Below are 26,091 nucleotides of genomic sequence, written 5' to 3' on the forward strand. Positions count from 1 at the left end.
TTTTTTTCCATTGTGTAAGGTGTTTAACAATGGAAAAAAATGGCCATCGTAACTGATCAGAAAGCTGTAGAAAAATTCACTGATATTTTCAGTTATGTAAGTCCTGGAGCAAATAATACGGCTATTGCTGCGCCTGCAGCAATGCCAGCCAGTATTGCAAAGATGGTCAGGCCGTTGTCCTGCCTGGTTTGAAGCGCGCGTTTAATAAATTTTTTATGGTTCATAGGAGTAAATTTTTTGATGTTATTCTTTGTGACTTAGCCAGCCAATTGCTATGGGTAATTCCGATAGCTTGTAGCCTTTTGCCTCTCCAGGACTTACATAACTGAAAATATCAGTGAATTTTTCTACAGCTTTCTGATCAGTTACGATGGCCATTTTTTTCCATTGTGTAAGGTGTTTAACACCAGCTATCAGGTCCTGGATCCATGCCCCGGCTGTAAAGTTTTGCACATCGGTTTCCAGCACCAGCAGGTAATAGATTTCTTTATATTGATCGGTTAGCTTTTCCAGGCCAGGCAATAACACCTGCTGCAAGTCGTCTTTGGTTACCTCCCCACTGGCGCGCACACCGAATATATGAGCTGGTAGATCAGGAATAACTGTTAGCATAATCTTAAAGTTTTATAGCATAACAAGAAGAGCATGATATGGTTTTATAAAATTAGATGGAGTTTTCCTAAATTTTCAGTAGTGCGCCACTGAAAATAATCATGTAAACGAGTTTTATGTAAAATTTCCGTTTTCGGGGGCACGCTCTATTTTTCTTGGCTTTTTTCTGGATTGGTTTTATTTCCAATTTCCCTGACTAGAATAAAAATGCTGTTTTTCAGCGTTTTTTTGCCAGTTTTTTGCTATGAAGCGGATAATAGGAAGAACCGGATCTGAATTGTTTGGGAAAAAAATACTTAATATTTAAAGTTAAAAGGTGTTCATTTCCAGTGGTTTTGGTGTGTATTTTGACAATTGTTCTGCTGAAAAGATTTTTAATTTTAATCCTACACATCTATCCCTATGCGTACGATTAATCTGAACAATGAAATCTGCAGTCATCGCTCTTGCCTGGAAAACTTTACAACAGATGTCGAAGATGCCAGCGATCTGGTGCAGGACACTATTATTAAAGCAATCCGTTACCATAACCCGCTTGTTTGCGCCGGAAACCATATTTAAATAATTAATGTAATCCTGTAGCAGCAGTTGAGGCATTCCCTGAAGCGACCCAAAGCCAGATACCTTCATCAGCTCACCTTTATCCTTTTCTACCTTATTGGTGTTGTAGCGAACACCTTTAAAGGTTTTGCTCTTGGCGAGGAACTTGACGATCATAGGCAATACAATTAATTATCTGAAGGATTATGAATCAATGAGGTGATGAATTGGTGAGCCCTTAAACTATTGGAATATTGAGCTGATTAATCAGGACGAGTCCAAATCTTGCAATTTATGCAAGTACCTTTAATTGGACCAGTGAACTGGTTAATGCTAATTTTAGACAAATTTGTGATAGTTTTGAAAATAAAAACCTCCGGTGATGATAGAGCCACTTCTAAACCATGTCAGCAGATTTTGCACACTTGCTCCGGAAAAGTTATCATTACTTGCATCGTATTTTGAATCCAGAACATATAAAAAAAAGACTGTACTTCTCCGGGAAGGCGAGCGCTGCGATGAGAAATTTTTTATCGTCAGGGGGTGTATTCACCTGTACTATCTCAGAAAGGACGGCAGTGAACAGACAATTGATTTTGCAATTGAGAACTGGTGGACTTCTGATTTCATGGCCTTCCAGCACACTTCACCTGCTCAATTCTCCATTCGCGCAATAGAACCCACTGAGGTGTTGTGTATTACCGCTGAACATCAGCAGCAGTTGCTAGACGCTGTTCCGGAACTGAATCTTTATTTTCATCTGATGTTTCAAAAATCCTATGCTGCAGCACAAATGAGGCTCAGGATGCTCTATGAGCTATCTAAAGAAGAATTGTATCTGGATTTCCGCGACCATTACCCGGCTTTTTTGCAGCGTGTCCCTCAGTACCTGCTGGCATCTTTTCTGGGATTTACGCCAGAATACCTGAGCGAAATCCGTAAGCGATTTATTTCTTAAACCAGTTTAAGAGAACTGGAATTTTTGTTGAGGAACTTTGTACTGACAATTAAAATATAAAGTTATGTTACATGTTATTAAACACCGCCTTGACGTTTGGGCAGAACATCCCCAGTATTGGGAGCATATGCTGGCCATTGACAAACGCCTTTATGCCTCTTCCATCAGCAGAAGGCTGATTGAACTGATTAAAATCCGCGCTTCACAAATTAATAAATGTGTGTATTGCATTGACTACCATACCGAGGAAGCGATAGCGCATGGAGAATCCCCAAGAAGAATATTTTTGCTTTCTGCCTGGGCCGAAAGCCCGTTGTTTACCGATGTAGAGAAAGCGGTACTTCAGGCAACAGAAGAAATCACCCACATTTCTGAACGCGGACTTACAGACACAACCTATCAGCAACTTGAGCGTTATTTCAGCAAATCAGAAATAGCCGATCTCATTGTGATGATTTGCCACATCAACTTTTTGAACCGTGTTGGTATCGCCACAGGAACAGTCGCAACTTAAAAATAGCAGTCATGAAAATAAATAATCCAAAAACTGTGGCAGGAATTACCTTGCCGGACAGTACAATAGCCAGACAGGCAACCGAATTACTACTGGAACATGGAACGGAATTTCTCTATAACCACTCGATCAGATCTTTTATTTTTGCGGCTCTTAATGGTAAGCAAAAGCAGATTACTCATGACGCGGAATTGTTATTTGTAAGCGCTGTTTTTCATGACCTCGGCCTTACACCGCATTACAAGAGTGAGGATAAAAGGTTTGAAGTGGACGGAGCCGATGCAGCCAGGGATTTCCTTCGAAGCCATGGACTCTCCTCACAGGCACTTCAATTGGTCTGGGATACGATAGCCTTACATACCAGCCCTGGAATTGCCGAATATAAGGAAGCAGAGGTCGCCTTGTTAAATTATGGCGTTGCCCTGGATGTTGTTGGCAGAGGATATAGCGAACTGTCTGAAAAGAACAGACAAGAAATCCTCAGTTATTTTCCGAGGAACAATTTCAAAAATACGATCATTCCCACTTTTTACGAGGGGTTTAAGCACAAGCCGGACACGACCTTTGGAAGTATCAATGCAGATATCTGTACTTGTATGAATCCCGATTTTCATCCAAGGAACTTTTGTGACGCGATTCTGAATTCACCATGGACCGATTGAGCAATTGAGGCGCTGACCTTTTGAATCGTTGAGTTGATGAATTCATGATCTCATTTACCCATCTGCCGGATGATTTTTCGAAGCGAGACTTCAAACAGATTTTGGATCTCGATATGTTTATGAAAACTAAGAAGGAACGCTTGCGCTGAATAGTATCTAAATTTGATTTTATGCAGTGAGCACAAGTTTGCATTTAGGACAAATGACAGTCGAATGAAATTTTGTTATATTAGGAACAATCAAAAAATTAGATGTTATGAAAAAAATATTTGTACTGTCACTAATTGTGACTTTGTTCACCTCAGCAACTTTATCTGCTCAGGACAAACCTAAGGAAGATAAAAGTAAACGGCCGAGTCCACCTGCAATCGCTAAAGGAACGACTAAATCAGGCACAGCAATCACGATCGATTACAGTGCGCCTTCCGTAAAAGGCCGTACTGTAGGTAAAGAAATCGCACCCTTTGACGGTAAGGTTTGGCGGACCGGAGCAAATGAGGCTACTATTTTTGAAGTGACTAAAGATGTGACCATTGACGGAAAAGCTTTACCTGCCGGAAAATATTCATTGCACTCCATTCCTGGTGCCTTGGACTGGGTGTGGATCTTTAATAAGACCGCAAACCCGGCGGGGCCTTATGAATACAAAGAAGCAGCTGACGTCATCCGCGTAAATGCTAAAACCGGAAAAGCAAAAAGCTTCGTGGAAAAAATGACTTTTACTATCGATAAATCAGGTAAGGTTGTTTTAGAATGGGGCGATATTTCGGTGCCGTTTAATGTAAAATAGAATCAAGAGTTTTTTCGTCTGCCTGCTGTAAATGATTGGGCAGTGGGTCAGAAGTATTAGCATAGAAGGCGCCATACACGTGATTGGCGCCTTCTTTTTTATATACTTTTGCGCTGATCTTTCAGATCTGAGAATGATTCTTTGAGTTCCAACATGTATTGATGCCGAAATGCTCAGTTATGGAGGCTTTGATGGCATACCTAATGTTTAGACACAAAGTCCTGCCTTCTGCAATCGGCCCCCAATGCGGTAAATTGTTGTTCATTTCCAGTCCATAGCGTTTATTATTTCTCTTTTACGTACTCCAGTAGGTCTGCAGGCAGGCAWRMARRCWSTYGRKYMYMTTWYAMATKRMWYSKMAYSKWMNTAWAGMCCATGGCTTTTGCTTTTCCTGTTTTGAGAATGGAAAGATTCGAAAGTGTCAAATCAWMYTTMTSAKRMAAKKCATNNARTKAYMTTTTMSCTKANYCATYAWRMTGTYTRMRKWTATRAWGMTRRGCANTRMYYAWMYKKTYANKWYCRWWTTSANGWYKGAATTTCAATACCTCTTTTTACAACCTTGGCGATTACACACAGGATGATAGCCAAAAAACCATACTTCAGCAGCATAAAGATCCAATTTATTCGGATCGGCTATTTCGATCTTTTGCTCGGACAGCCAGGCTACATAGTTACTTCCATAGTGGGAAAAGAAACTGATGCCCAGGGTTAAAAAGGCTACGTTTAAAATGACCGTCCTCAATTTGGAAGTGAAAGGTTGGGCAATGCTCAGCTTTTTATCCGCAAACAGTTTAATGATCAGGTAAAAGATAATTGCTTTCATTACAGCTACGATGATCTTAAAAAGTGCAATGACCATGAAATGTCCGTGGTCATGCTGGTACAGGTCCGATAAATCAGCTCCTTGCCAGAAGTTATCCGTGTGAATGGGTTTAACGGCAAGGGTGTAAGCCAGATTGAAAATAATGGTTCCGGCCTCAATACATAAGCCAATGAGAATTATCCATGAAAGTACCTGCAGTGCATTCAGGACGTGTTTGATAGAAATTTCTATCCAAAGCACCACCATCTATAAATTTTCTAATAGCCTTTAAAGGTGGTATAGCACGCCCCGTGCAATATATTAGAATCCCCATACCCAAGGAGTTTGTAGTAACGCTGGCGTGCGGGGATTCAAACGGAAGTTATAATCTAATTTAAGCAATAAAGAGTTATTTCATTAAACAGCTAATATTTTTAGTAAAAATAACTATTTTTGTTAGTAAAAAATTAGGAAGATGTCGGAACGAGTTAGGGAAAAATTGAATATTCTGGCTGATGCGGCAAAATATGACGTATCATGCTCATCAAGTGGGGGAACAAGAAAAAATGACAATAAAGGATTAGGCGATAGCCACGCTTCTGGAATCTGCCATACCTATACAGAAGATGGACGCTGTGTTTCTCTTTTAAAAATTCTATTGACCAATCATTGCATTTATGATTGTGCTTTCTGTGTTTCAAGAAAGAGTAACGACATTGAACGTGCAGCTTTTACTGTAGAGGAAGTTGTATCCTTAACGATCAATTTTTACAGACGAAACTTCATAGAAGGACTTTTTTTAAGCTCTGGAATTTTTAAAAATGCAGATTTTACCATGGAGCGCCTGCTAAGAGTCGTTAAAAAATTAAGACTTGAAGAACGCTTCAATGGGTACATCCATTTGAAAACGATTCCCGGTGCAAGCGAGGAATTGATCAGGGAGGCGGGTCTTTATGCTGACAGAATGAGCATCAATCTGGAGATGCCCACGGAAAAGGGGCTAAAATTACTTGCCCCGGAAAAGAGCCATGAAGACGTGAAGCGTCCGCTTGGATTCGTACAAAATCAAATTGTACAGTTCAACGACGAAAAAAAGCTGATTAAAAGTACCCCTAAATTTGTACCTGCAGGGCAAAGCACACAAATGGTAATCGGTGCAACACCTGAAACAGATAAAGACATTATGCATACCGCAGACGCATTTTATAAAAACTTCTCGCTGAAAAGGGTTTATTATTCAGGTTATATTCCGATTAGCCATGACAATCGTCTGCCGCTTATTGGTACTCAACCCCCGCTAATTCGTGAGAACAGATTATATCAGACTGACTGGCTTATGCGCTTTTATGGCTTTCACGTTAATGAACTGCTGAATGATGCCAACCCTCACCTTGATGTTGATATAGACCCAAAATTGAGCTGGGCTCTTAGAAACCTTCAGTTTTTCCCTATAGACATCAACGTGGCCGCCTATAAAATGATCCTGCGTATCCCTGGAATTGGGGTGAGTTCAGCAAAAAAAATTATACAGGCGAGAAAATTTGGAAAGTTACGGATCGAACAGCTTAAGAAAATAGGGGTTGCCTATAATAGGGCAAAATATTTTATCAAATGCGCTGATACTCCCTATCAGATTAACGATTATCAGGCTTCGCAGATCAAATCATTCATATTAATGGAAAGTCAGAGTAAATATTTAAAGAATGATATTCAGCAATTGATTTTATTTTAATCCTGAAACTTTAATGATATACGTGATCGATGGCAGTTTAGAAAGTTTGTTGTGTGCAGTTTTTGAATGGTTTGAAAGAAAACCAGGAAACATAATTCTGCAATTGGAAAAATACTACCAACCGGATGCCTTCGCCGCCGAATTCCATGTACATAGGGATCAGAAAAAGGCTGACAGGGTATGGACAGGATTAAAAAAGAAATTAGACAAAAGTTGGATGAGAAGATTCTACTGCGCCTTCCTATCAGAATCAGCTCAGGCTTACAGTAGTCTCTTTGAGTTTACTTGTTATATATTTTCAAACCCAGCCGGGTCAGAAGTCAATTATGGTAATGCCCATGTCTTGGCGGTAGCACAAACAGCCAAAAAGGTAGAAAGAGAGAAACACAGGATGGAGGCTTTCATAAGATTTCAACATTCGGCAGACGGGATTTTTTACTGCGTTATAGACCCGGACTTCAATGTACTCCCTTTGATCATGAACCATTTTAAGAACCGTTATGCAGATCAGCAGTGGATCATTTACGACTTGAAAAGACATTATGGATTATACTATAACCTGGAAAAAGCAGAAGAAGTAAACCTTACTCCAGAAGAGGAGAAGAACCTGCAAAAAACAACAGGGGAGCTGCATGCGGTCAAGGAAAATTTCTATGCCATATTATGGAAAGACTATTTTAAAAGCACCAATATCGTTGCCAGAAAAAACACCAAATTACATGTACAGCATGTACCAAAAAGATATTGGAAATATCTTACTGAAAAAATGGATACTTAAAGGCGGTTTTATGATTCGAGCCAACTTTGGTTTTTGTCCATTGTTGCACAGCAATGAATAAGGCGAGTCAAGTTCTTAGTTGAGCTTTATTACATGATAAACTTTACCCAAAGGCACTCTTGTTATTTATCCTTCATTTTAACAGGTTTGTTTTTGAAGTCCTTTGCGCGAACTCATTCCGGTATGAGCTTAAACGGTATCATCAAGAATACGAACACTCCCGTTCCCAATACAGAGCCGATACCTGGAATAGTTTCTTCCAACTGGTTTACGCAATCCATGCAGTGTCGTTGGAACGACCCCGGCAAGTTTAACCAGTTGTTTTACAGCGTACATCGAGGTCATTTTCGTACTGTTTTAAATAACGTTCAACAAAGGTAGGCTATGACCTAAGGTAAGAGTCAAGAATTATTCTTAAAAAAATACAGTTTGTAGATGCCGCTATTGTAACTTGGAGACGATCACGGAAGTTTCTAATTCAACCATTTTTTCGTCTTGCCCCCTCATGCTACTTCCCGCCTCAGGCTCCAGTAGAATCTGAATTGGGCTTTAATTATTCTGGTTTTATGTGGTTTGTTCTCAATACTTTAGGTAGATTTGAATCTGTATTTCTTTTTACGGATTTAAAACTAAAATAACGATGAAAAGGAAAAAATTTATTACTGCAACGCTAGCAACCGCAATGCTCCCTTTAATTGGTAAATCTTTTGGTATGCTGAATCAGGCGGAAGTCGGCAAAGGGTTTAAAATCAATAGAGGTGAAGGAAGGTTGCATGGTCATATTAAATTGAAAGGTGTAAATGCAAATGTCCTGGATGTTAAAGTCTCGGGAACTGACACTGGTGGAAATCTTGCCGTCTTTGAACAGACTAGTGTCTCACAAGGAAAAGGAACACCTTTACATATTCACCACCTACAGGATGAAATGTTTTATGTATTAGAGGGCGAATATTTTTTCAAAGTGGGTGATGATAAATTTCATCTTGCCACCGGGGATAGTATTTTCTTGCCAATGAAAGTTCCACATGCATGGACGCAAATATCAGAAAAAGGAAAAATGACCGTTATTTTTCAACCCGCAGGCAAGATGGAAAACTTCTTTGTTACCCTGGCAGGATTGGATCACGTACCCGATCGTGAGGAGATGGTGAAACTTTTCGCCGATCATGAAATGCAGATAGTGGGGCCGCCATTGCAGCTTGAGTAGTTATGAAAACCATTTTAAAAATTCCTTATTAAAATGTTTGAGGTATCAATTTAATTCAGACCTAATCCTGAGTTCTCCAGTGTATTATTACAATGAAGATGGTTTTTTCCTACTCATATCTTTGAAATCGTAAGAAATTGATTGAGGAGCCTATTGAATGTTCCAAATATTATGATAGACTGCTTAGATATAGGTTTCTACATTAAAGGGTTGCCAGCTTGAAGGATTAGGGATTCTCTCATGGTAAGCTTATATTTTGTTCGACCTAAATTCGTCAAATAAAAATGCTTTTGGAATTCAGCATACCAGCAAATGCGATAAATTAAAAGGAGGCCCACCTTCTATTTTTGAAAAATACCTATCTTCCTGTAACCTTTTCCCGGAGAAGAAGTTTCCCTTCATATAAACAATAAAACCAAAGACGTTTGATAGATCTGAATGATGAACAGCTGATGCAATTGGTGAAGGCAGGAGACCTTGACAAAATGAGTTTATTGTTTAAGCGCCATTGCCGCTCATTGTATGGCTTTCTTTACCATATGACTCATGACCGGGTCGCCAGTGAGGATATGGTGCAGAACGTCTTTTACCGGATGCTGAAATACAGGAGCAGTTATGTGGGTACTGGTACTTTCCAAACCTGGATGTTTCACATCGCAAGGAATGTGCTAAAAGACAATGGAAAAAGACGACACCCAGTTCCATGGTCAGACAAAATGGAGGGATTGGCGGAAAATTTGACCGACGGGAACACGGCAGATCAGCAGCTGGAAAAGAAACATGATCAGCAGCAACTTTATAGGGCCGTGGAATTGCTGAAAGTGCAGGATAGGGAAATACTGACGCTTAGCAAGTTCCAGGAACTCAAATACCATCAGATTGCTCAGATACTGAACATCAGCGAGGGCAGTGTAAAGGTAAGGGTGCACCGCGCACTTAATGAATTGAAGAATATTTATCAGAAAAACAAATTATTATGAACGGAGAGAAAGCGCATAAAGATGAATTGGAAAACCGGGATATATGGGACCTGTTGGACGGATTAAAGTCGCCGGAGCCCAGCGCTGATATGGAAATGCGGTTTCAGGGGACGCTGGATCATTATAAGCAAACGGAACAGGAAAAACGCAACTACTTACAGCAGCTTTGGCTAGCACTAACTACCCTGTTTAGTTTTCGTCCGCAGGCCCAGCTCGCTTATAGCGTGTTCCTAGTTACTGTAAGTGTAGTTGTAGGCTATTCGCTGAACCAAAATACAACCGTCGAAACAAATGACAATGAAAGACTGTCCCTTTTGGCTAACCAGGTGGAGCAGATGCGTAAGTTAATGGTGGTGTCCTTACTGGAAAACCCCTCGGCTACTGAGCGATTGCGGGCAGTGAACTATACAGGGGAGATGAAAGCAGCTGACCGGCAGGTTATCAACACCCTGCTCCTTACTTTGAACGAAGACCCCAATGTCAACGTGAGGCTGGTGACGCTCGATGCCCTGGCAAAATTCAGCAGCCAGCCAGAAGTCCGGGCAGGACTTGTAAACTCCATCACGCGGCAAGAAAGCCCATTAGTGCAGGTGGCTATGGCCAACCTGATGCTGAAGCTGCAGGAAAAAGCTTCGGTAGCACCTTTGAAAAAACTGCTGGAACAGGAAGCGCTTAATCATGCGGTTAGATCAAAAATAGAATTCACCATAAATGAACTCATCATTTGACAAACTATAATGAATTATATTCGATTAAGAAAACAAATCTATATACAAATGAAAAAAACAAAAATGAAAACCTGGGTCATAGTTCTGCTTGCAGCTTTTCCTGTCCTGCTGATGGCACAAATCAAGGACAGGGAGCAGCTGAACGTAGTGCTGAGTAGCCCAGGGAAGCCTTTTGCACTGTACATGAACCTGTCCGGCGGGTCAGTTAGTATCCGTACACATGAAGGCAGGGACCTGCGAATTACGGCCTCACCCGGGCAAAATACCAATGACAACAACGGTCAGGGCAAAAATCAAAACGTAAACACGAATACCAACACGAATGTCAATGTGAATGTTAACAGTGGTGCTACGGGGAGCAGCGATAGAAACAGGCTGTTGAAGATATCTGAGCATGACAACAAAGTCGACATCAGTCAGTATAACCAGAAAAGGACACTCCATGTGGACGTCTTGGTGCCAAGGAACAAAACCAGCCTAAATATTTCCCTAGGGGGTAACGGTAATGTGAAAGTAGAGGAGGTAAGCGGAGAAGTCATAGTGACCAGTGCGGATGGTTCGATTTTACTCGAAAAAATTTCGGGATCCGCGATCGCAACCACGGTGAATGGGAACATCGTAACCACATTTAAAAATGTCAATGCAAAAGCACCGATGGCATTCTCCACGCTTACGGGCATTATCGACCTGTCCTTTCCCCTTGGTACCAAGGCCAGCGTAACACTAAAGTCTGATCAGGGTGTGATTTCTTCAGACTTTAATTTGGCAGGTCCTATCAAACCAAAACTTAGCAAGAACAAAAATGGATCCTATCAGGCTAAACTTGCCGGAGCTTTAAAAGGATACATCAATGGTGGGGGCCAGGAAATAGCTATCACCAACATGCAGGGGAACATCTATCTCCGCAAAAGCAAGTAACAGCTGCTCCCAGCTGGTTTAAACTAAAACGCATTACTATGGACACAAAACTAATGGCCTTTTTGGCCCTATGGATCTGCTTTGCCCTGAATTCCGGCTTAACGATGGCCCAGGACTCGATCAAGAAGGATACCGTAAAGCTCAAGGAGGTAAAGATCAGCGGAAGAAAAGCGATGGTTCAGCATAAGCTTGACCGAGCAGTGGTCAATGTCGGATCGATGGTGTCCAACACTGGTGCAAATGCACTTGAAGTGCTGGAAAAATCACCAGGGGTGATTGTTGACCAGAATGGCAATATCACCTTCATGGGCAAGTCGGGTGTCACCATTCTGATCGACGGCAAACCGAGCTATCTTTCCGGGGATAACCTTTCGGGTTACCTTAAATCTCTTCCCGCGGCGCAGCTAGAGGAGATTGAGTTGATGAGTAATCCGCCAGCCCAATATGAAGCCAGTGGTACGGCAGGGGTGATCAATATCAAGACGAAAAAGGAAAAATCACAGGGAATGAATGGAAGTCTTAGTAGTAGTCTTGGCAAGACAGATGATTGGCGCAATAATGAAAGCCTGAGCCTGAACTACTTCAGTGGAAAAGTAAATGTGTTTACCAGCCTGGGTTACGGCTTTTCCAAAACCAATAAAACGCTGGAGCTGGCGCGCAATTATTTTACTGGAGACGGCTCGCCATTAAGCGCTTACCAGCAACTGGCCTATTTTAGACCAGTGACCAATAACACCAACGGCAAATTGGGGCTGGATTATTACCTTTCGTCAAAATCTACCTTTGGTATATTATTCAGCGGGTCGATTTCAATGGGAAATTACAGCAGTCCGGTAAATACAGCGCTCTACAACGCTCGCGGCTTGCTGGATTCTAGTATTGTGGCGGATAATACCGCCAGAAGCAAATTCAGCAATGGAGGGATCAATCTTAGCTTTTTGACCAAGCTCGATAGCTTTGGCAGGCAGCTTAGCGCGGATGCCGATCTGATTACCTATCGGGCAAAGAACAACCAGTTATTTCTGAACAGTATTTTTTTGCCGGACGGTAGTGCGGGTAGGGAGGAGACTACCTCAACTGACCTGCCTGCAGATATTCAAATCTATTCCCTCAAGAGTGATTACAGTCATCCCGTTGCCGGGAAGGCAAAACTGGAAGCTGGTGTGAAAACAAGTTATGTGAGCACAGATAACCTGGCGAATTATTTTGATGTGATCAATGGCGCCAGTTCTGTTGACTACGATAAGACCAACCGCTTCCGGTATAAAGAGCACATTAATGCAGGCTACGTTAACTTTAGCAAAGAAATGAGCAGGATATCCTTTCAGGCAGGTCTGCGCCTGGAACATACGCGTGTCAGTGCGCTGCAAAGCGATAATCCTATTAAAGCAGATTCGGCCTTTAGTCAGCACTACTTAAACTTGTTTCCAACTGCTTACTTATCCTATAAATTGGATTCAGCAGGGGACAATTCTTTCAACTTATCTTTTAGCAGGCGCATCGACCGCCCGTTTTACAAAGATTTGAATCCCTTTATCTACCTGATCGACAAATATACTTATTCCTCAGGTAATCCTTTGCTGCGTCCTCAGACGACTACCAATTATGAACTCTCCTGGAGACATAAAGGGATGCTCTCAGCCACTGCCTTTTATAACCGGTATAAAAACTTCCAGACCGAGACAGTTAATCAGATAAATGGCATCTTTATCAGCACGCCCGCTAATCTTGGTGGAAAAATAACCAAAGGCATTAATGTTAACCTTGTCATCAGGCCAACTAAATGGTGGGATGCAAACGTCTATACTGAACTGGTTAGCCTGAAGTTTATGGGACAGGTTAATGCTGGTTATCTCAGTACCTCCACAACTTATTTTTACATTGAGTCCGGTCAGCAGTTTAAGCTAGCTGATACCTGGAGTGCCGATCTGAACGGATTCTATATATCAGGAAGGACAGTAGGGCAATTCGAGCTGGATCACAAAAGCCAAATCAGTGCCGGGTTGCAAAAAAAACTTTTGCAAAATAAGGCCTCACTGAAACTAGCGGTATCAGACGTGTTTCGTGCAAATATTTCCAGCGGAAGTATTTCCAATGTTACAAGCGCATCTGCGCGCTACCGCAGTGATTTTGACACGCGGATGGTCACATTGGGGTTTTCTTATAATTTCGGCAGCAAGATCAAACAGGAAATGAAAAAAAATGCGGGAAGCGCACAGAATGAACAGAACAGGGTCAAAAATTAAGGGATGCAAGATAGCGTCAATCTGCTTAAAATCAGTGGTATTGACCTGTTATCGCCAATTTCATTAAACAGTAGCATTATGTGCACTGATAAGGAATTTAATTTACTTTTGATAGACGGTTCGAAAATGTTTTTGAATATTAACTATCTTTTAGCCAACTGGGTATGACCATGTCCTTAGCAGGGGTGAGGCTCGTGGTATAGCGCAGTAATAGTTTAAATGAGATGCTAAGTTGTTGTATTTCGCGTAGTTTCGGGTGGGTAGTATGCCAGCTATTATTGTTAACATCGCCGGTTTAAATTATAAGCCAGGCCTTTTATCAAGGCCTGGCTCCATTTAAGCTGCCCTCCGGATAACTCCCAGGACAATCGCTATGATGGCAATAACAATCAGAATGTGAATGATTCCGCCGGTGTAAAAACCACCAAAGAAACTGATCGCCCAGATGATGACCAGAATGACCGCAATAGTATAAAGTAGATTTCCCATGGTATGAATTTTTAAGGTTAAGATTTTCGTGTATAACTCTGCAATGCGTATTTTTGTTTTTAACTATTTAAAGTGAAAGACCTGCGTATTGTTTGAAATCGCTTTCTTCTGCGTAGTTTTTGAAGCGCTGAATGTCTTCGCGGATCATGCGTTCAAAAATTCCGTTAAACAATGATGCGATACCCCTGCCTACACTTCCTGCGGGCGGAAAGTAGTCAATTTCGATATGCAGTTCCGTGCCGGTCCCGTTTAATGTTTCACGGAATTCCACCTTGCCTGCGTTGTCGATCATCGAACCTTCCAGGGATCGCCAGCCGAGGTAGCTTCCTTCTTCCTCTCTGGTGACCTCAGCGTTCCAGTTTAGGTCAATTAATCCACCAGGGGTGTTTGCAGTCCATAGGGATATCCGGTCGCTGGTCTCTTCCACACTTTTAAGGTGTTTCATAAATCTGGGCAGGTTGGAAAGTTCCCGCCAGAAAGCATATACTTTGTCTTTTGGTGCATTCACTGTAATGTCCTCAGTGATATTGATGGCCTGCGGATCTGTGGTGTCTATATTCAGTTGTTTATAAACCGGACATGCGCCTGTAGCCCCACGGTAAAGCATGAGCCCTCCGGCAGCTGCACCCTGGATGCCCAGAAAAGGATGCTTGCGGATTTTTTTCAGGCTTGTGTACAGTAGCCAGCTGCCTGCAAGCAGGGAAATAATTCTTTCACCCTGGTCCATGTTTTCTTTTCCTGTACTGCGTAGTCCAAAGCTGGTCAGGCGCTCTATGATCTGATTATTCAATTCGTTTTTCATGTGTCAAGGATTAAGATTTTTCTTTGATATTGATATTAGCCTAATGAACAATGTCACCGCGCTTTGGTTTTGTTGATGTTGAAAATATTACTGCGCGGGTTATTTCAAATTTATTTACACTTGGAACTATGGTCTTGGTTTAAGGGCAGCGAATCGTCACGCGTGTATTATTTCTTTTTTTGGGATAAAGTATAGACCACGATAAATATGATGGGGGTGAACTGCCTCTATAGCAGGCTTCTTAACATCCTGCGAAGTGACCATTTATTCTTAACGGTAATTTTTTATACTCAGGCTTTGTCTGAAGAAAGTTTACCCGGCCTGACCGGGTAAACTTAGTGGATTTTTTAGGTGTAATCGGTGCCGGATCGCCTGGATTGCTCATCCAGGTCATCGTCGTCCGGGTCCTGCTCCAGCTCCTCATAGTCGTCAAATTCCAGTTCTTCATCCTCCTCTTCAATAAGTGGTTCCTCCTGCTCATCGCTTTCGGGCTCTGGTTCCGGATCGTCGTCATCGTCGAATTCCAGTTCTTCAACTTTCTGGTCAAGACGTGTACCTTCTCCGTCAGCAAATTCGGTTTCTCCGGGAGTGTAACCGGCCTCCTGCTCCACGCCATCCTCACTTTGCTGTTCTTCTTGCTCATTTGGATTGCGGCCAACCTGGAGCTGCTCAGCATTAACAACTTCTTCTGGTAACTGATCTTGATTTTCCATAGTGGTAGACTTTAGATCCGTATAACACCTTGGTTATGAATATGTTTTAATTGTTTTGTTTCCTGTATTCCAGCTGAAAACAGCTAGCAGTATTCAGCGTCTTCGCCAGGTGGGAAATCACGGAGAATGAGGTGATGGTGCCTGCGGCAAGTCCGGTTATAGGAATGGATTCTTCCGGCTAACTAGTTGGGTTTTAAGTTATGGAGATCGTCAGGGTAATCCCTCTTAGTAGCTGCTAAGTGGGACCGGGAAATTTTGTTATTCTGCAGCTGCCTGCTCGTTGACCGCACCGGCTACAATTTCGGTAAGGGCTACGTTGGTTGCTTTTTCATTGTCAAGGATCGATTGCAGCTGCTAATCAACTTCCGTATGTCCCATGTTTTGGGCGAAAACGACCAAGGTTCCATAAATTGCAATTTCATAATGAATGAGGCCTACTGGATAGGGAGTTCTGATGCGAGTTACCTGAATGAGACTGGGACTAAACTAGATTTAACAGCATCGCTGGAGAAATAGTCATGTATGACGTTACTGAAGAGCATGCGAAGATCTTTCATGTGATTGTCTAAGCCACCTTATGCTACTCCTTTGGATTTGCGTAGCCTCATAGTATTGAACTGATCAGGCTTCAGGAATTATTTTTCTTCATAGCTTTTGTTTCAAAACTTCTATTTAGGTAAATGTACACGCTTTTACCCAACTAAGAATATCCTGCTTGCCTTTAATTCCAATCGATATGGCATGTAGGGGTTTTTCCCTATTTCTCAAAATAGGGAAAAGCCCCTATTGACATTTTTGTCTTTAACGTCCATTTTCATGGCAATGTATCGCTGCCCTTTGGTCTCTCAACGGCAGTGGTTTAAAGAACTTTTTGTTAAACTCATTCTCTCCCTATGATGAAAAATGAAAACACAGGCCTGGTTTCTGCTTGGCCTTTATTTGAAAAAAAATCTGAGTTAGCTTATCTGGATCTCCAGCAACGTTTAATCGAGATTGAAGTCGGCAGTCCACTTGAAATACTCGGTGCCATTTCAACTTTGATTCGAACCGATATTCAGACCCTGGATAATTCATTTGCTGATTTGGCTGACCTTTCGGATACTACCCGGATCGTGTATTTTAAGCAGATTCGACCGAAATTTGTGGCCCTTTGGTTATTTTATCGGGAACGTTACCACCTGATTTTGAATAGGCCTCTGGGTGCAAAACAGGGGATCAGGTCTTTTTATGAATCCGAGTTGGAACAGCTCGATTACTTTTTGAAGCGTTATGGTTTTTATTACAGTTACTTCCGAAGCGGAATGCAACAAACAGACTATTTGTATTTCCTCCCGGACAATGGAATTACAACTCCCGTCCCTGAGTTACCCCTGCTGCCAGAAATGTCGCGGACTGCTTGCGATTATCTTTTTGCCAGGTTCCTTGCTTGTGATTTGATAACCCAATACGTGTTGGCACAGATCAATGATTTGGATAAACCTAACTTGGGTCCCTCTGAAGTGGTAAATTTGACAAAGAAAAAAAAGGTGCAGACTCAATTTGGTTTGTCGGTGGATCAATTGGGTATGGCCGTCCGTGCGGCGCTGGACGCGTCGGTAATCAAGGGCAAATCCTTTCAATCTTTATGTGAGGAGCTGGCACCCCTGATCGTGACGGCTTCAGGGCAGAGCAATGTCTCTGCCGGAAGTCTGCGGAGTAATGCCTATACAGGGGAGGATGTAGATAAACATGTAGTCATTCGTGCGATGGAAAAGATGATCCGTTTGATTAAGGAGTATTAGCCGATATCTTCAGCCGGGGCAATTGGTTTCATCCAATTGTCTTGGCTTATTTCTCCTGGTTAATCTATTCCCCCTTCGTTCAATGAGATCTAGAAATCATATTTTTTTGGCTTGATTTCCGGCTTGTTTATATCTCTTCAAATTTTCCCGTTCCTCCGGTTTTTGCTGATTAGGAAAATGACCAGCAACATCACCAGGACAATCACCAATCCTTCTACAAATGAATTCCTTTCCATATCTGCGGTAATTGATTTATTGTTTTGCTAAAATGTGTTATCACTAAAACAATCCAATAGCGGATAGGTTCAAGAAATATTTCAATTGCTTACTACCTTAACTGAATTCAATACAGTCCGCTTAACTCTGATCAGTTTAGCTTTTTTCTACTTGTAGAAATCCTTGGTTTCGGGACATCTTTTTGTGAATGGATGATCCTTAAGCTGTGCTTTTTCAGTTGATATCCATCGATGATCCTACGGGCGATCTGACGGTAAAACACTTTTTTTAGGGAATCCGTTTCCATAACAATGTTGTTTCTGATCAGCTGTTTGAGCATTTGCTTTACATCTGCATCATTTTCTACACGGAAAGAGCTACCAAGATAGGGATCACGATAAACCAGGACCAGGCAAAGCCTGTCATCAGACTGTCGATGTATCAGTTTTTGTTGGGTAAGTTCTATGTGCCGGGTATGGGACACCTCGGTCTGGGAGGGAGCGTTTTTTAACATGTTGATATCATTGACGATTATAGGCACCCCGCGTCTGTAATCTTCTACTTCTCCCAGTTTCAAATGATCTTCATCTGGAAAAGGAAAGCGAAAGAGGAAACCCATGTCCGCCTCGGCGTATTTTTCAGGGGGAAGGTTCCCTGGTTCCTGTTTGAGCTGACCTGATTCCAGTGCCTGGACATATTTTGGATACGAGGCATAATAGAGACTTTCGCAGGTACCCAGTTTGATCACCTTATTTTTATATTTTATGTATTCTCCCATAATTGAATTTTTCTTCTAGGTCCGCACCAGCAAAGGTCATCTGTTGCCTGGAGAATAACCTATTTAGAATTCAAGAGGGATTGAAGAGACGATCTCCAGGCTATTTTTTCATTTCGCTTTTGGTCACGGTTGAATCTTAGCCTAAAGCGTCACTAATGTTGATCTGGCCGTCAATGTTATTTTTTAATTACGGGGTTGATCCTCTTTAGAATTTATGCTGGGTCGTTTTCTGGTTTTTACCAACCTTACTTTTGTGTAATGGGCCGGCGTAAATGCTACGCGTAAGGGTTGGCTGATCTTCAGTTAGCGAAATCTTAGGTTAGAGGCGTTAAACCCCCTTATGGTTTTTTAATGTTGTTTAAGGATGTAGGAATGAGAAGAAAAAAAAATAATAGAAACAAATGCTGTATGGTGCGGTTAACTGAAGGGGAACAAGACCTGCTGCAGAAAAATCTTGCGGGTACAACCCACAGGAATTTCAGTGAATATGCACGGGCAATCTTACTGGGGAAGCCCATAATTGCGGCAGTAAGAAACCAGTCGCTTCAAGATATTTTTGCTGAACTGGTAGCTTTAAGGCAGGGCTTAAATGATGTGGCAACTCAGTTCAATCAGGCGGTGCAAAAACTGCATACCATGGCCAGCATTCCGCTATTCCAGGATTGGCTTTTAAAATATGAAATGGATCGTCGGAAATTGTTAAAGGACATTCAGGAGATTAACGTGTTCATTAATTCAACTGCTGAAAAATGGTTGCGATCATAAAGACAATTAAATCCTTAAGTGGAAGTTTTTACTACAATGAGAATAAGCTGGACTCAAGTGATGCAACCTGCCTGATGGCCGAAAATTACCCGCGCGGACTTTCTGAACTGAATCAGACTGACCGCCTGGGAATGCTGGAAAAAATGGCTGCGTTAAACCCCCGGACTATAGTAAATGGCCTGCACATATCTTTGAATTTTGATCCGGCAAACCAGCTTACTCCAAGCTTATTGAAGGAGATAGCAAAATTTTATATGCATGGTATTGGTTTTGGGAACCAGCCTTATTTGGTATATGAGCATTTTGACGCGGCACATCCGCACCTGCATATTTTAACCACCAATATACGGGCTGATGGTCGCCGAATAAATTTGTATATGAAAACAGAGGGTTTTCAGTCCCTCCTTAAGCAGATACGGACTCGCTTTGCACTGGTTACCAGCACGGCAGTGAAGGACTCAGGTGAGGCTTTGTATCCCAAGCAGCTTTCAAAGCTAATCTATGGCAAATCGCAGACGTTCAGCGGTATCGCTGGTGTGTTGGAAAGCGTGCTTAATGAATATCTTTTCACCTCATTTGCAGAGTTAAATGCAATCCTGGGCTTGTATAACGTTCGGGCAGAACGGGGTAAGGAAGGATCCAGGCTGTTTAAAAATAGGGGACTAATTTATCATTTGCTCGATGGGTCAGGTAATAGGATAGGAGTGCCGATCAAAGCCAGTTCTTTACCCTTCAATCCAGGATTAAACAGCCTTGAAGAAAGATTTAAAAAGAATGCGCCGCTTAAGCTGGGCCTGGAAGGAAGAATTCTCTATGAAATAGACCTTGTGCTAAACAACGTAGGGATTTGTGATATAGCAGCCTTTCGGTCATCACTGAAAACAAAGGCAATCGATGTGGTATTTAAAGTTGATCTGGATAATAGATTGCAAGACATGATTTATGTTGACCACTTGAATAAATGTGTATTCAAAGGAGTAGACTTGGCTAGTGCCTATGGTGCTGAAGGTGTATTGAGCAGATTGAACGACAATGTTGGTCGTGTCCTGGAATATGAAAAAGGTCAGGGCGTGCATGCTGGTGATTCGCAACAGGGTTTGTCTGGGGATGGTTTATCGGCGCTGGTCAATCCATCGCAGATACAGCTCCAGCAGGATCGTCCTTCGGTTTCTGTCGTAAGAACGAAGCAGAAGCGGAGAAAACAGGGGATTAAATATTAAAGAGGAATTATGGCAATGCAAACGGGAGAGAATGAGCAGGCAATGAGAAAGATTCTGGATATGACCAGGTTCATTTCAATCAGTATCCTGCTGTTACATTTTTATTATTACGGCTATTTAGCTTTTGATTTTTGGGGCTTCGTCAGCGCTTTCACTGACCGGGTAATGGTCAATATAGCGCATTCGGGATTGTTTGACGATTTTCATAGGTCCAAATTTGTTGCTTTAGGCTTTCTGTTCATTTCACTACTGGGAGTCAGAGGGAAAAAGGATGATAAATTAAGTCCCAAAACCGGCCTTGCTTATTTGTTCACCGGCCTGCTGTTGTATTTTATCAGCGCCCTGACTCTGGTGCTGGAGTTGAGTCTGCATTGGCGGGCTATGCTGTATATCGGGCTGGCTTCAATAGGGTATTTACTGATCCTGACTGGTGCGACACTATTTTCCAGAGTGATCAACAACAAACTGAACGGTGATATTTTCAATACCGATCAGGAGAGCTTTCCGCAGGAAGAACGCCTTTTGGAGAATGAGTTTTCAATTAATTTGCCCACCAGATATAAGTTGAAAGGGAAGGAGCGAAAGGGTTATATCAATGTGATCTCCCCGGCAAGGGCGACCATTGTGCTTGGTAACCCCGGTTCAGGTAAGTCGGCTTTTTGTATCCGGGAATTCATCACCCAGGCATTGGCTAAAGCTTCACCTTATTCCATGCTGGTTTACGATTTCAAATTTCCAGATCTGTCTTTAATTGCCTACAACCACTGGTTGAAACATAAGGATCGCTACCAGGGTAAACCGGAATGTATTTTTATCAATTTTGATGACCTATCACGATGTCATCGCGGAAATGTATTTGATCCATTGGGAATGGTTGACATCACCGACGCCTCAGAATCTGCACGTACCATTCTGCTGGGACTGAACCGGGAGTGGCAGAAAAAGCAAGGAGATTTTTTTGTGGAATCCCCAATTAATTTTGTGACTGCAATCATTTGGTTTTTACGTAAATACCAAAACGGCGCCTATTGTACTTTGCCGCATGCCATTGAACTGATTCAGCTGGATTATGACAGTTTGTTCACCGTAATGCGTCTGGAGAAAGAAATAGAAGTATTGATTAACCCATTTGTGAATGCCTACCTGAATGATGTGATGGAGCAACTGGAAGGGCAGATTGCTTCGGCTAAGATTGCGCTGGCCAGGCTATCATCTCCTCAGCTTTATTATGTGCTGTCCGGAAATGATTTTAGCCTGGACATCAATAATCCCGAGCATCCGAAGGTCATTTGTATGGGAAACAATCCGCAGAAGATTCAGACTTACGGGGCAGTGCTTTCCTTGTACGTTAACCGTTTGCTGAAAATTATCAATCAGAAGAATAAGCTAAAATCCATGCTGGTCTTCGATGAGTTTCCAACGCTGACTACGGATATCATTCCTACCATTGCGACTGGCAGGAGTAATAAAATCGGGGTGTGTCTGGGCATTCAGGATGCCAGCCAACTGCGTAAGGATTACGGCCGGGAACAGGCCGATGTGATCATGAGTACGGTGGGCAACATCATTGCCGGGCAGGTAACCGGGGATACCGCCAAGCAACTGAGTGAACGCATTGGTAAGATCATGCAGGATCGTCAAAGCATGTCAATCAATAGTGGAGATACTTCCATCAGCAAAAGCAGGCAACTGGAATTTGCCGTTCCGGCCTCCAGAATTGCGTCCCTTTCCAGCGGGGAGTTCGTAGGTATGGTTGCCGATATCCCGGATCAAAAAATTATTTTAAAGGCCTTTCATGGCGAGATACAGAATGATTTCGATGCCCTGAATAAAGAAGAGAAGGCTTATGTTCCTATCCCTGTAATCAGAACGGTCAATTCAAGTATGGTCCAAAAGAACTACCTTCAGATCAAACAGGAGGTACAGGACATTGTCCGGTCGGAGGTACAGCGAATGATGGGTGATCCTGCACTTGCCCATTTGGTGATTCGCAAGAACTAGTCCGGCAAATCCGGACAACTGTTTTTGTTTTAGGGTTATTCTCAAACACACTTTGCAACCAGCAATGCTAGTTGATCTTGAAAACAGCCAGGGTAATGATAAACAGAAATATCGCCAGTTGCAGCAGATAGAAAATATTCAGCCGTACTATAGCGCCGCTAACCAATCGATCGGTACGATCAGTGCTTTGCTTTAAACCCTTCTTTAACTTTGCGATCTGCCCATTTCCAACCAGGAAGCCGTTGAGTACAAGTGCCAGGATAAGTGCCAGTTTAATCTTAAACCACAATTGATGCATGAAAACACCATGGGTAACCGCCATCAGGCCTACACCGGAAACCAGGAGTAAACCACCACCTATCGCTAAAACTATTGCAAGTCTGGACATGAGCTTTAACAGGCTGTCGGAGGGTTCGCCCAAGGTTTTAAACTGGTTGGAAAAAGTACGGAAGGTAACGTAATCTGCAACGGTAGTGCCCGCGAGCAGTGTGAGGCCGGTAAGATGCATGATAAGCAAGCCCTGCATTAAAATTAGCATATTCATATCAGAGTGTTGTTTTTTGTTTAGCACTGAACAATAAAAAGCTGGTTATGACCATGAAGGCGGCTGTTAAGCCATGGATCAGCATATGCGGAACATCCAGTCCATTGGTCAACAAGACCAGTACGCAGTCTGTTGCAGGTATGATGATTGCTGCTGTAAAAACATAGGCTGCCGCTACTCTCATGCGTAATAAAAGTAGTGGCAAGAGCACGATCCCCGAAAAGATATCGCGTATGCCTTTTATTCTTCCAAAAACGAGGTCCTGAGTGCTGGAAAAAGGGATGCCAAATGCCTGGGCGGCGGTCTGGGGAATGGCAATAAACCGGATGCCTACAAAGATAATTCCCAGGGCCATCAGCATGGTCATCCAGTAGGATGCGGAGCGGATACCCCAGCTGCTTATTTCATTTTTTGTTTTCATGTTATTTAGTATTTAATAACACAAAGTTCACTAATGAAATGACTGGGTTCATTCACCCAGGTTAATTAATGCTACCCTACCATACGTTTTCGGATTCGGCTTAAAGACTGTGGTTTGATACCTATATAGGAGGCAATATAATATTGTGGTATGCGCTGCCCGATATCCTGGAACCTGGAAAGAAACTGCTGATAGCGCAGCTCCGCAGGATCATTGTAGAGTGAGGTGATCTGGTTGATCACATTCACAAAAACGTATTCAATTGCCAGTCTCCCAAATCGTTCGCCATGCTCCACTTGCTGATAAAACAACTGCATATTGGCATGGCTGATGGTATGGACAGTAGTTTCTTCCAATGCCTGTATGTTCGTTAATGACGGCTTCTGTGGTAAAAAGCTGGGGTAGTCACAAACAAATTCCCCCTCCTTGTTAAAATAACCGGTTTGTTCTTCCCCGTCCTTATTGTTGTAGTAACGCACCAATCCCTTTTCAATGAAAATAATATTTCTGCAGACATTGCCGGCTTCCAGTAAATGTTCGCCTTTTTTCAGTTTTCGCTCGCGAAATAGTTTTCGTATAATTTCTTCATCAGCCGATGAAAGTGGAATATAATTTTGAATGGTTTTGATCAGTAAGTCCATAAACAAATATAACCAACTGAGAAATTTGTATCAAAAGATAACCGTTAATTCATTTAGAGGAGGATATGCAGTTGTATGGCGTAAATATCAATGAGCGGCATTTCCAAACCATATCAATGACTTCTTTGTATATCTCATCAAACTCTTTCCCTTTATGTTTTACCTTAGGGCTGAGAATCTTATTTCAACATTTTTAGCAATTTTTAACATGTCTTTACACAATTGTGATTTGATATAGGAAATGGTATTTTTACCATTGAGTTAAACGTAAAATAGTTTATGAGTTATAATCAACGATTAGCAGACCGTGTCCGCGAGTTACTTGAAGACCGGGATGACGTGACAGAAAAAGCAATGTTTAGCGGGATTTGTTTTATGGTTGATGAAAAGATGTGTATATGTGTAACCAGCACAGGGTTACTATGCCGCGTTGGAGCAAGCAAAGCAGAGGAAAAATTGGAAAACACCAATTGTAGGCAAATGATCAACAACGGAAGAACAATGAAAGACTTTGTGTATGTAGATGATACTGATGTAGAGAAGCAACAGGAGCTGAGGTACTGGCTGAGCCTCTGTCTGGAGTTTAATCCGCTGGCTAAATCCTCCAAAAAGAAAAAATAGGTCTGGTATAAATTAGTTGAGTAGATATTTAAATTAAAGTAAAAGCGCCTCCTCAACGAATGAGCAGGCGCTTTTGCGTAGGTAATTAGCCTAAATTATTTTTTTATTGCGTCTTCACAGCGGTATCGATAGCAGCCGAATCAGTTGCAGTAGTGTCCATTGTGGTCATAGAAGTATCAGTCATTGTAGAATCTGTAGCATCWNGMTYKKWWKWCTGAAGTACAAGCGGCAACTGATAAAGATATTGCTAAAGCTAAAAAGCCAAATTTGAATAGGTTTTTCATAATAATTTTGTTTTAGATACAAGTTTTGTTCATTAATTAATACCCTGAAGCTAAAAAGGTAACCCATTTAAATAAATTATGGGGCTATTATCGTGAAAAGATAGACCGCAAATATAACCAGTAAAACCACTCCCTGTAATATATTAGTTTTGCCTGTAGCCAGTGAAAGCATGATTGTAAATTGTGCCAGCAAGAGTAAGACAGTTGCCTTCATGTCAATTCCTAAGGTAATGGTCATTCCTGTTACCATAGATACAATTGCCACGGCCGGAATGGTTAAACCGATACTTGCCAGTGCAGATCCAAGAGCAAGATTCAGGCTGGTTTGTAAACGGTTCTTTCTGGCTGCACGATAGGCTGCAAGCCCCTCTGGCAGTAACACTACTGCAGCAATGATGACCCCTACCAATGACTTTGGCGCTCCAAAGTTGATTACGGCATTTTCTATATCGGGTGCCAAAGCCTTTGCAAGTAATACTACAATGCCCAGACATAAAAGCAATAGGAAGGTACTTAGTAAAGCGACTTTATTGGTTGGCGGTTCAGCGTGTACTTCTTCGTCGCCATCAGCATCGGGAGGTAAAAAGAAATCGCGATGCCTGATGGTTTGAACCATCACAAAAGCACCATACAACACCAGGCACACTACAGCTACAAAAATGAGCTGGGTAGGGGTGTATTCAGGACCTGCCTTACTGGTGGTATAATTTGGAAGAATCAACGTGAGTACCAGTATTGCCGTAAGCGTAACCACAGCTGCACTTACTCCGGGAAGACTAAACACCTGTTCTTTAAACTTGGCTCCGCCTACCAGTAGACACAGACCAATAATTCCGGTTAAAATAATCATTACAGCAGCCAGAACCGTATCGCGGGCAAGTGCCGCGGTATCGGGACCACCTGTTAGCATTAAAGAAACAATCAGCGCTACTTCAATTACGGTAATGGCCAGTGCAAGCAGCAGGGTGCCAAAAGGTTCCCCGACCCGATGAGCTACAACTTCCGCATGATGTACTGCCGCAAGTACAGCGGCAATGAGGACGGCTGCTAGAAAGAATGTATAGAAAATCCCAAGATTTAACGAACTGCCAAAATAGGCTAGCCAGGCTACGATTGGAGATAAGATGGTCCATAAAGGTACTGGTAGTTTTTTGCTCATAAATTTGGGATTAAGTGAGATATTGAATTAAAAATTTAAGACTACAATTATTGTGCAGGAAACGATAAAAAGAATGTTGTGGTTCAGAAATTTTACACTTTTAACGTATAAATCTCAATTCTTCTTAGTTAATGTTTCTATAGTTTAAATAAAAAATTGTGGATGTTATGATTTAAATACGCTACCGTG

At 42.1% G+C, this 26,091-nt stretch carries 30 protein-coding genes; 16 read left to right on the forward strand and 14 right to left on the reverse strand.

Annotated features, from left to right (window positions below; translation table 11 throughout):
- Positions 1–92: 92 nt before the first annotated feature.
- The 3 genes from N824_RS35390 to N824_RS31160 all read right to left on the reverse strand — a co-directional run bounded on the left by N824_RS35390 (position 93) and on the right by N824_RS31160 (position 1,329).
- The gene (locus tag N824_RS35390) at positions 93–224 is read right to left on the reverse strand and encodes a hypothetical protein (protein ID WP_255327412.1); all 132 of its coding nucleotides are present in this window, start codon (positions 222–224) and stop codon (positions 93–95) included.
- Between the two features lie 19 nt (positions 225–243).
- The gene (locus N824_RS05295) at positions 244–612 is read right to left on the reverse strand and encodes an STAS/SEC14 domain-containing protein (protein WP_048904118.1); all 369 of its coding nucleotides are present in this window, start codon (positions 610–612) and stop codon (positions 244–246) included.
- Between the two features lie 309 nt (positions 613–921).
- On the reverse strand, positions 922–1,329 hold the full coding sequence (locus tag N824_RS31160; RefSeq protein WP_048904119.1) for a hypothetical protein: 408 nt from the start codon (positions 1,327–1,329) through the stop codon (positions 922–924).
- A gap of 205 nt (positions 1,330–1,534) precedes the next feature.
- On the opposite strand from N824_RS31160, the gene N824_RS05305 reads away from it, so the two are divergent.
- The 4 genes from N824_RS05305 (at position 1,535) to N824_RS05320 (ending at position 4,076) form a co-directional block, all read left to right on the forward strand.
- Positions 1,535–2,110, forward strand: coding sequence for a Crp/Fnr family transcriptional regulator (locus tag N824_RS05305; protein WP_048904120.1), 576 nt, complete (start codon positions 1,535–1,537; stop codon positions 2,108–2,110).
- A gap of 64 nt (positions 2,111–2,174) precedes the next feature.
- A complete protein-coding gene (locus tag N824_RS05310; protein ID WP_048904121.1) occupies positions 2,175–2,624 on the forward strand; it encodes a carboxymuconolactone decarboxylase family protein in 450 nt (149 codons plus the stop codon).
- An 11-nt stretch (positions 2,625–2,635) separates the two neighbouring features.
- Positions 2,636–3,286, forward strand: a complete 651-nt coding sequence (locus N824_RS05315; RefSeq protein ID WP_048904122.1) for an HD domain-containing protein — start codon at positions 2,636–2,638, stop codon at positions 3,284–3,286.
- Between the two features lie 256 nt (positions 3,287–3,542).
- Positions 3,543–4,076 carry a DUF2911 domain-containing protein gene (locus N824_RS05320; RefSeq protein ID WP_048904123.1) on the forward strand — a complete coding sequence of 178 codons (534 nt, stop codon included), beginning with the start codon at positions 3,543–3,545 and terminating at the stop codon, positions 4,074–4,076.
- 538 nt (positions 4,077–4,614) lie between these two features.
- Here the strand turns inward: N824_RS05320 and N824_RS05325 are convergent.
- Entirely contained in the window at positions 4,615–5,145 is a 531-nt protein-coding gene (locus tag N824_RS05325; RefSeq protein WP_048904124.1) for a hypothetical protein, read from the reverse strand.
- 208 nt (positions 5,146–5,353) lie between these two features.
- Here N824_RS05325 and N824_RS05330 point away from each other — a divergent pair, with 208 nt between their 5' ends.
- The gene (locus N824_RS05330) at positions 5,354–6,610 is read left to right on the forward strand and encodes a putative DNA modification/repair radical SAM protein (RefSeq protein WP_048904125.1); all 1,257 of its coding nucleotides are present in this window, start codon (positions 5,354–5,356) and stop codon (positions 6,608–6,610) included.
- Positions 6,611–6,623: 13 nt separating this feature from the next.
- Positions 6,624–7,388: a TIGR03915 family putative DNA repair protein gene (locus tag N824_RS05335; RefSeq protein WP_048904126.1), complete on the forward strand. Its 765-nt coding sequence runs from the start codon at positions 6,624–6,626 to the stop codon at positions 7,386–7,388.
- Positions 7,389–7,577: 189 nt separating this feature from the next.
- Here the strand turns inward: N824_RS05335 and N824_RS31165 are convergent, their stop codons facing one another.
- Positions 7,578–7,733, reverse strand: a complete 156-nt coding sequence (locus N824_RS31165) for a hypothetical protein (protein ID WP_161662267.1) — start codon at positions 7,731–7,733, stop codon at positions 7,578–7,580.
- A gap of 295 nt (positions 7,734–8,028) precedes the next feature.
- Between N824_RS31165 and N824_RS05340 the strand changes: the two genes are divergently transcribed.
- The 5 genes from N824_RS05340 (at position 8,029) to N824_RS05360 (ending at position 13,467) form a co-directional block, all read left to right on the forward strand.
- Entirely contained in the window at positions 8,029–8,595 is a 567-nt protein-coding gene (locus N824_RS05340) for a cupin domain-containing protein (protein ID WP_048904127.1), read from the forward strand.
- Between the two features lie 425 nt (positions 8,596–9,020).
- Positions 9,021–9,575: an RNA polymerase sigma factor gene (locus tag N824_RS05345; protein WP_235206997.1), complete on the forward strand. Its 555-nt coding sequence runs from the start codon at positions 9,021–9,023 to the stop codon at positions 9,573–9,575.
- Positions 9,572–10,303, forward strand: coding sequence for a HEAT repeat domain-containing protein (locus N824_RS05350; RefSeq protein WP_052334062.1), 732 nt, complete (start codon positions 9,572–9,574; stop codon positions 10,301–10,303). Before N824_RS05345 ends, N824_RS05350 begins: the two co-directional genes overlap by 4 nt.
- A 48-nt stretch (positions 10,304–10,351) precedes the next feature.
- The gene (locus N824_RS05355) at positions 10,352–11,221 is read left to right on the forward strand and encodes a hypothetical protein (protein WP_048904129.1); all 870 of its coding nucleotides are present in this window, start codon (positions 10,352–10,354) and stop codon (positions 11,219–11,221) included.
- Between the two features lie 38 nt (positions 11,222–11,259).
- Complete coding sequence (locus N824_RS05360) at positions 11,260–13,467, forward strand: outer membrane beta-barrel family protein (protein WP_048904130.1); 2,208 nt, start codon at positions 11,260–11,262, stop codon at positions 13,465–13,467.
- 336 nt (positions 13,468–13,803) lie between these two features.
- Here the strand turns inward: N824_RS05360 and N824_RS30050 are convergent, their stop codons facing one another.
- From N824_RS30050 to N824_RS37220, 4 genes are all read right to left on the reverse strand, one after another.
- A complete protein-coding gene (locus N824_RS30050) occupies positions 13,804–13,956 on the reverse strand; it encodes a lmo0937 family membrane protein (RefSeq protein WP_152541993.1) in 153 nt (50 codons plus the stop codon).
- A gap of 67 nt (positions 13,957–14,023) precedes the next feature.
- Positions 14,024–14,758, reverse strand: coding sequence for an SRPBCC family protein (locus N824_RS05365; protein ID WP_048904131.1), 735 nt, complete (start codon positions 14,756–14,758; stop codon positions 14,024–14,026).
- 347 nt (positions 14,759–15,105) lie between these two features.
- Positions 15,106–15,471: a hypothetical protein gene (locus tag N824_RS30055; protein WP_048904132.1), complete on the reverse strand. Its 366-nt coding sequence runs from the start codon at positions 15,469–15,471 to the stop codon at positions 15,106–15,108.
- A 354-nt stretch (positions 15,472–15,825) separates the two neighbouring features.
- Positions 15,826–15,942: a DUF892 family protein gene (locus N824_RS37220; protein WP_306413883.1), complete on the reverse strand. Its 117-nt coding sequence runs from the start codon at positions 15,940–15,942 to the stop codon at positions 15,826–15,828.
- A 422-nt stretch (positions 15,943–16,364) separates the two neighbouring features.
- Between N824_RS37220 and N824_RS05375 the strand changes: the two genes are divergently transcribed.
- On the forward strand, positions 16,365–17,252 hold the full coding sequence (locus tag N824_RS05375) for an RteC domain-containing protein (RefSeq protein WP_084498205.1): 888 nt from the start codon (positions 16,365–16,367) through the stop codon (positions 17,250–17,252).
- Between the two features lie 367 nt (positions 17,253–17,619).
- On the opposite strand, the gene N824_RS05380 is transcribed toward N824_RS05375, so the two are convergent.
- Positions 17,620–18,246: a hypothetical protein gene (locus N824_RS05380; protein WP_048904134.1), complete on the reverse strand. Its 627-nt coding sequence runs from the start codon at positions 18,244–18,246 to the stop codon at positions 17,620–17,622.
- A 372-nt stretch (positions 18,247–18,618) separates the two neighbouring features.
- Here N824_RS05380 and N824_RS05385 point away from each other — a divergent pair, with 372 nt between their 5' ends.
- Genes N824_RS05385 through mobC form a run of 3 tightly spaced genes read left to right on the forward strand, consistent with a single transcriptional unit; the run spans position 18,619 to position 22,232 of the window.
- Complete coding sequence (locus N824_RS05385; RefSeq protein WP_152541994.1) at positions 18,619–19,011, forward strand: plasmid mobilization relaxosome protein MobC; 393 nt, start codon at positions 18,619–18,621, stop codon at positions 19,009–19,011.
- A complete protein-coding gene (locus N824_RS05390; RefSeq protein WP_048904136.1) occupies positions 18,996–20,231 on the forward strand; it encodes a relaxase/mobilization nuclease domain-containing protein in 1,236 nt (411 codons plus the stop codon). Before N824_RS05385 ends, N824_RS05390 begins: the two co-directional genes overlap by 16 nt.
- A 9-nt stretch (positions 20,232–20,240) precedes the next feature.
- The gene (gene mobC / locus N824_RS05395; protein ID WP_306413879.1) at positions 20,241–22,232 is read left to right on the forward strand and encodes a conjugal transfer protein MobC; all 1,992 of its coding nucleotides are present in this window, start codon (positions 20,241–20,243) and stop codon (positions 22,230–22,232) included.
- 67 nt (positions 22,233–22,299) lie between these two features.
- Here the strand turns inward: mobC and N824_RS05400 are convergent, their stop codons facing one another.
- From N824_RS05400 to N824_RS05410, 3 genes are all read right to left on the reverse strand, one after another.
- The gene (locus N824_RS05400) at positions 22,300–22,776 is read right to left on the reverse strand and encodes a DUF2214 family protein (protein ID WP_048904137.1); all 477 of its coding nucleotides are present in this window, start codon (positions 22,774–22,776) and stop codon (positions 22,300–22,302) included.
- 1 nt (position 22,777) lies between these two features.
- Positions 22,778–23,197: a DUF4267 domain-containing protein gene (locus N824_RS05405; protein ID WP_048904138.1), complete on the reverse strand. Its 420-nt coding sequence runs from the start codon at positions 23,195–23,197 to the stop codon at positions 22,778–22,780.
- 71 nt (positions 23,198–23,268) lie between these two features.
- The gene (locus N824_RS05410; RefSeq protein WP_048904139.1) at positions 23,269–23,838 is read right to left on the reverse strand and encodes a Crp/Fnr family transcriptional regulator; all 570 of its coding nucleotides are present in this window, start codon (positions 23,836–23,838) and stop codon (positions 23,269–23,271) included.
- Between the two features lie 279 nt (positions 23,839–24,117).
- Here N824_RS05410 and N824_RS05415 point away from each other — a divergent pair, with 279 nt between their 5' ends.
- Complete coding sequence (locus N824_RS05415) at positions 24,118–24,459, forward strand: TfoX/Sxy family protein (protein WP_048904140.1); 342 nt, start codon at positions 24,118–24,120, stop codon at positions 24,457–24,459.
- A gap of 360 nt (positions 24,460–24,819) precedes the next feature.
- On the opposite strand, the gene N824_RS05420 is transcribed toward N824_RS05415, so the two are convergent.
- The gene (locus N824_RS05420; RefSeq protein ID WP_048904141.1) at positions 24,820–25,902 is read right to left on the reverse strand and encodes a calcium:proton antiporter; all 1,083 of its coding nucleotides are present in this window, start codon (positions 25,900–25,902) and stop codon (positions 24,820–24,822) included.
- Positions 25,903–26,091: the final 189 nt, after the last annotated feature.

Source organism: Pedobacter sp. V48, from assembly GCF_000523515.1.
In the GTDB taxonomy this organism is placed as follows: Bacteria; Bacteroidota; Bacteroidia; order Sphingobacteriales; family Sphingobacteriaceae; genus Pedobacter.

Coding starts and splice junctions, on each gene's coding strand:
- N824_RS05310 (WP_048904121.1), top strand. CDS start 2,175: ATGTTACATGTTATTAAACACCGCCTTGACGTTTGGGCAGAACATCCC.
- N824_RS31160 (WP_048904119.1), bottom strand. CDS start 1,329: ATGATCGTCAAGTTCCTCGCCAAGAGCAAAACCTTTAAAGGTGTTCGC.
- N824_RS35390 (WP_255327412.1), bottom strand. CDS start 224: ATGAACCATAAAAAATTTATTAAACGCGCGCTTCAAACCAGGCAGGAC.
- N824_RS05400 (WP_048904137.1), bottom strand. CDS start 22,776: ATGAATATGCTAATTTTAATGCAGGGCTTGCTTATCATGCATCTTACC.
- N824_RS05405 (WP_048904138.1), bottom strand. CDS start 23,197: ATGAAAACAAAAAATGAAATAAGCAGCTGGGGTATCCGCTCCGCATCC.
- N824_RS05325 (WP_048904124.1), bottom strand. CDS start 5,145: ATGGTGGTGCTTTGGATAGAAATTTCTATCAAACACGTCCTGAATGCA.
- mobC (WP_306413879.1), top strand. CDS start 20,241: ATGGCAATGCAAACGGGAGAGAATGAGCAGGCAATGAGAAAGATTCTG.
- N824_RS05360 (WP_048904130.1), top strand. CDS start 11,260: ATGGACACAAAACTAATGGCCTTTTTGGCCCTATGGATCTGCTTTGCC.
- N824_RS05365 (WP_048904131.1), bottom strand. CDS start 14,758: ATGAAAAACGAATTGAATAATCAGATCATAGAGCGCCTGACCAGCTTT.
- N824_RS05320 (WP_048904123.1), top strand. CDS start 3,543: ATGAAAAAAATATTTGTACTGTCACTAATTGTGACTTTGTTCACCTCA.
- N824_RS05315 (WP_048904122.1), top strand. CDS start 2,636: ATGAAAATAAATAATCCAAAAACTGTGGCAGGAATTACCTTGCCGGAC.
- N824_RS05340 (WP_048904127.1), top strand. CDS start 8,029: ATGAAAAGGAAAAAATTTATTACTGCAACGCTAGCAACCGCAATGCTC.
- N824_RS05380 (WP_048904134.1), bottom strand. CDS start 18,246: ATGGGAGAATACATAAAATATAAAAATAAGGTGATCAAACTGGGTACC.
- N824_RS30050 (WP_152541993.1), bottom strand. CDS start 13,956: ATGGGAAATCTACTTTATACTATTGCGGTCATTCTGGTCATCATCTGG.
- N824_RS05410 (WP_048904139.1), bottom strand. CDS start 23,838: ATGGACTTACTGATCAAAACCATTCAAAATTATATTCCACTTTCATCG.
- N824_RS05295 (WP_048904118.1), bottom strand. CDS start 612: ATGCTAACAGTTATTCCTGATCTACCAGCTCATATATTCGGTGTGCGC.
- N824_RS05385 (WP_152541994.1), top strand. CDS start 18,619: ATGAGAAGAAAAAAAAATAATAGAAACAAATGCTGTATGGTGCGGTTA.
- N824_RS05415 (WP_048904140.1), top strand. CDS start 24,118: ATGAGTTATAATCAACGATTAGCAGACCGTGTCCGCGAGTTACTTGAA.
- N824_RS31165 (WP_161662267.1), bottom strand. CDS start 7,733: ATGACCTCGATGTACGCTGTAAAACAACTGGTTAAACTTGCCGGGGTC.
- N824_RS05305 (WP_048904120.1), top strand. CDS start 1,535: ATGATAGAGCCACTTCTAAACCATGTCAGCAGATTTTGCACACTTGCT.
- N824_RS05420 (WP_048904141.1), bottom strand. CDS start 25,902: ATGAGCAAAAAACTACCAGTACCTTTATGGACCATCTTATCTCCAATC.
- N824_RS05330 (WP_048904125.1), top strand. CDS start 5,354: ATGTCGGAACGAGTTAGGGAAAAATTGAATATTCTGGCTGATGCGGCA.
- N824_RS05350 (WP_052334062.1), top strand. CDS start 9,572: ATGAACGGAGAGAAAGCGCATAAAGATGAATTGGAAAACCGGGATATA.
- N824_RS05335 (WP_048904126.1), top strand. CDS start 6,624: ATGATATACGTGATCGATGGCAGTTTAGAAAGTTTGTTGTGTGCAGTT.
- N824_RS30055 (WP_048904132.1), bottom strand. CDS start 15,471: ATGGAAAATCAAGATCAGTTACCAGAAGAAGTTGTTAATGCTGAGCAG.
- N824_RS05375 (WP_084498205.1), top strand. CDS start 16,365: ATGATGAAAAATGAAAACACAGGCCTGGTTTCTGCTTGGCCTTTATTT.
- N824_RS05355 (WP_048904129.1), top strand. CDS start 10,352: ATGAAAAAAACAAAAATGAAAACCTGGGTCATAGTTCTGCTTGCAGCT.
- N824_RS05390 (WP_048904136.1), top strand. CDS start 18,996: ATGGTTGCGATCATAAAGACAATTAAATCCTTAAGTGGAAGTTTTTAC.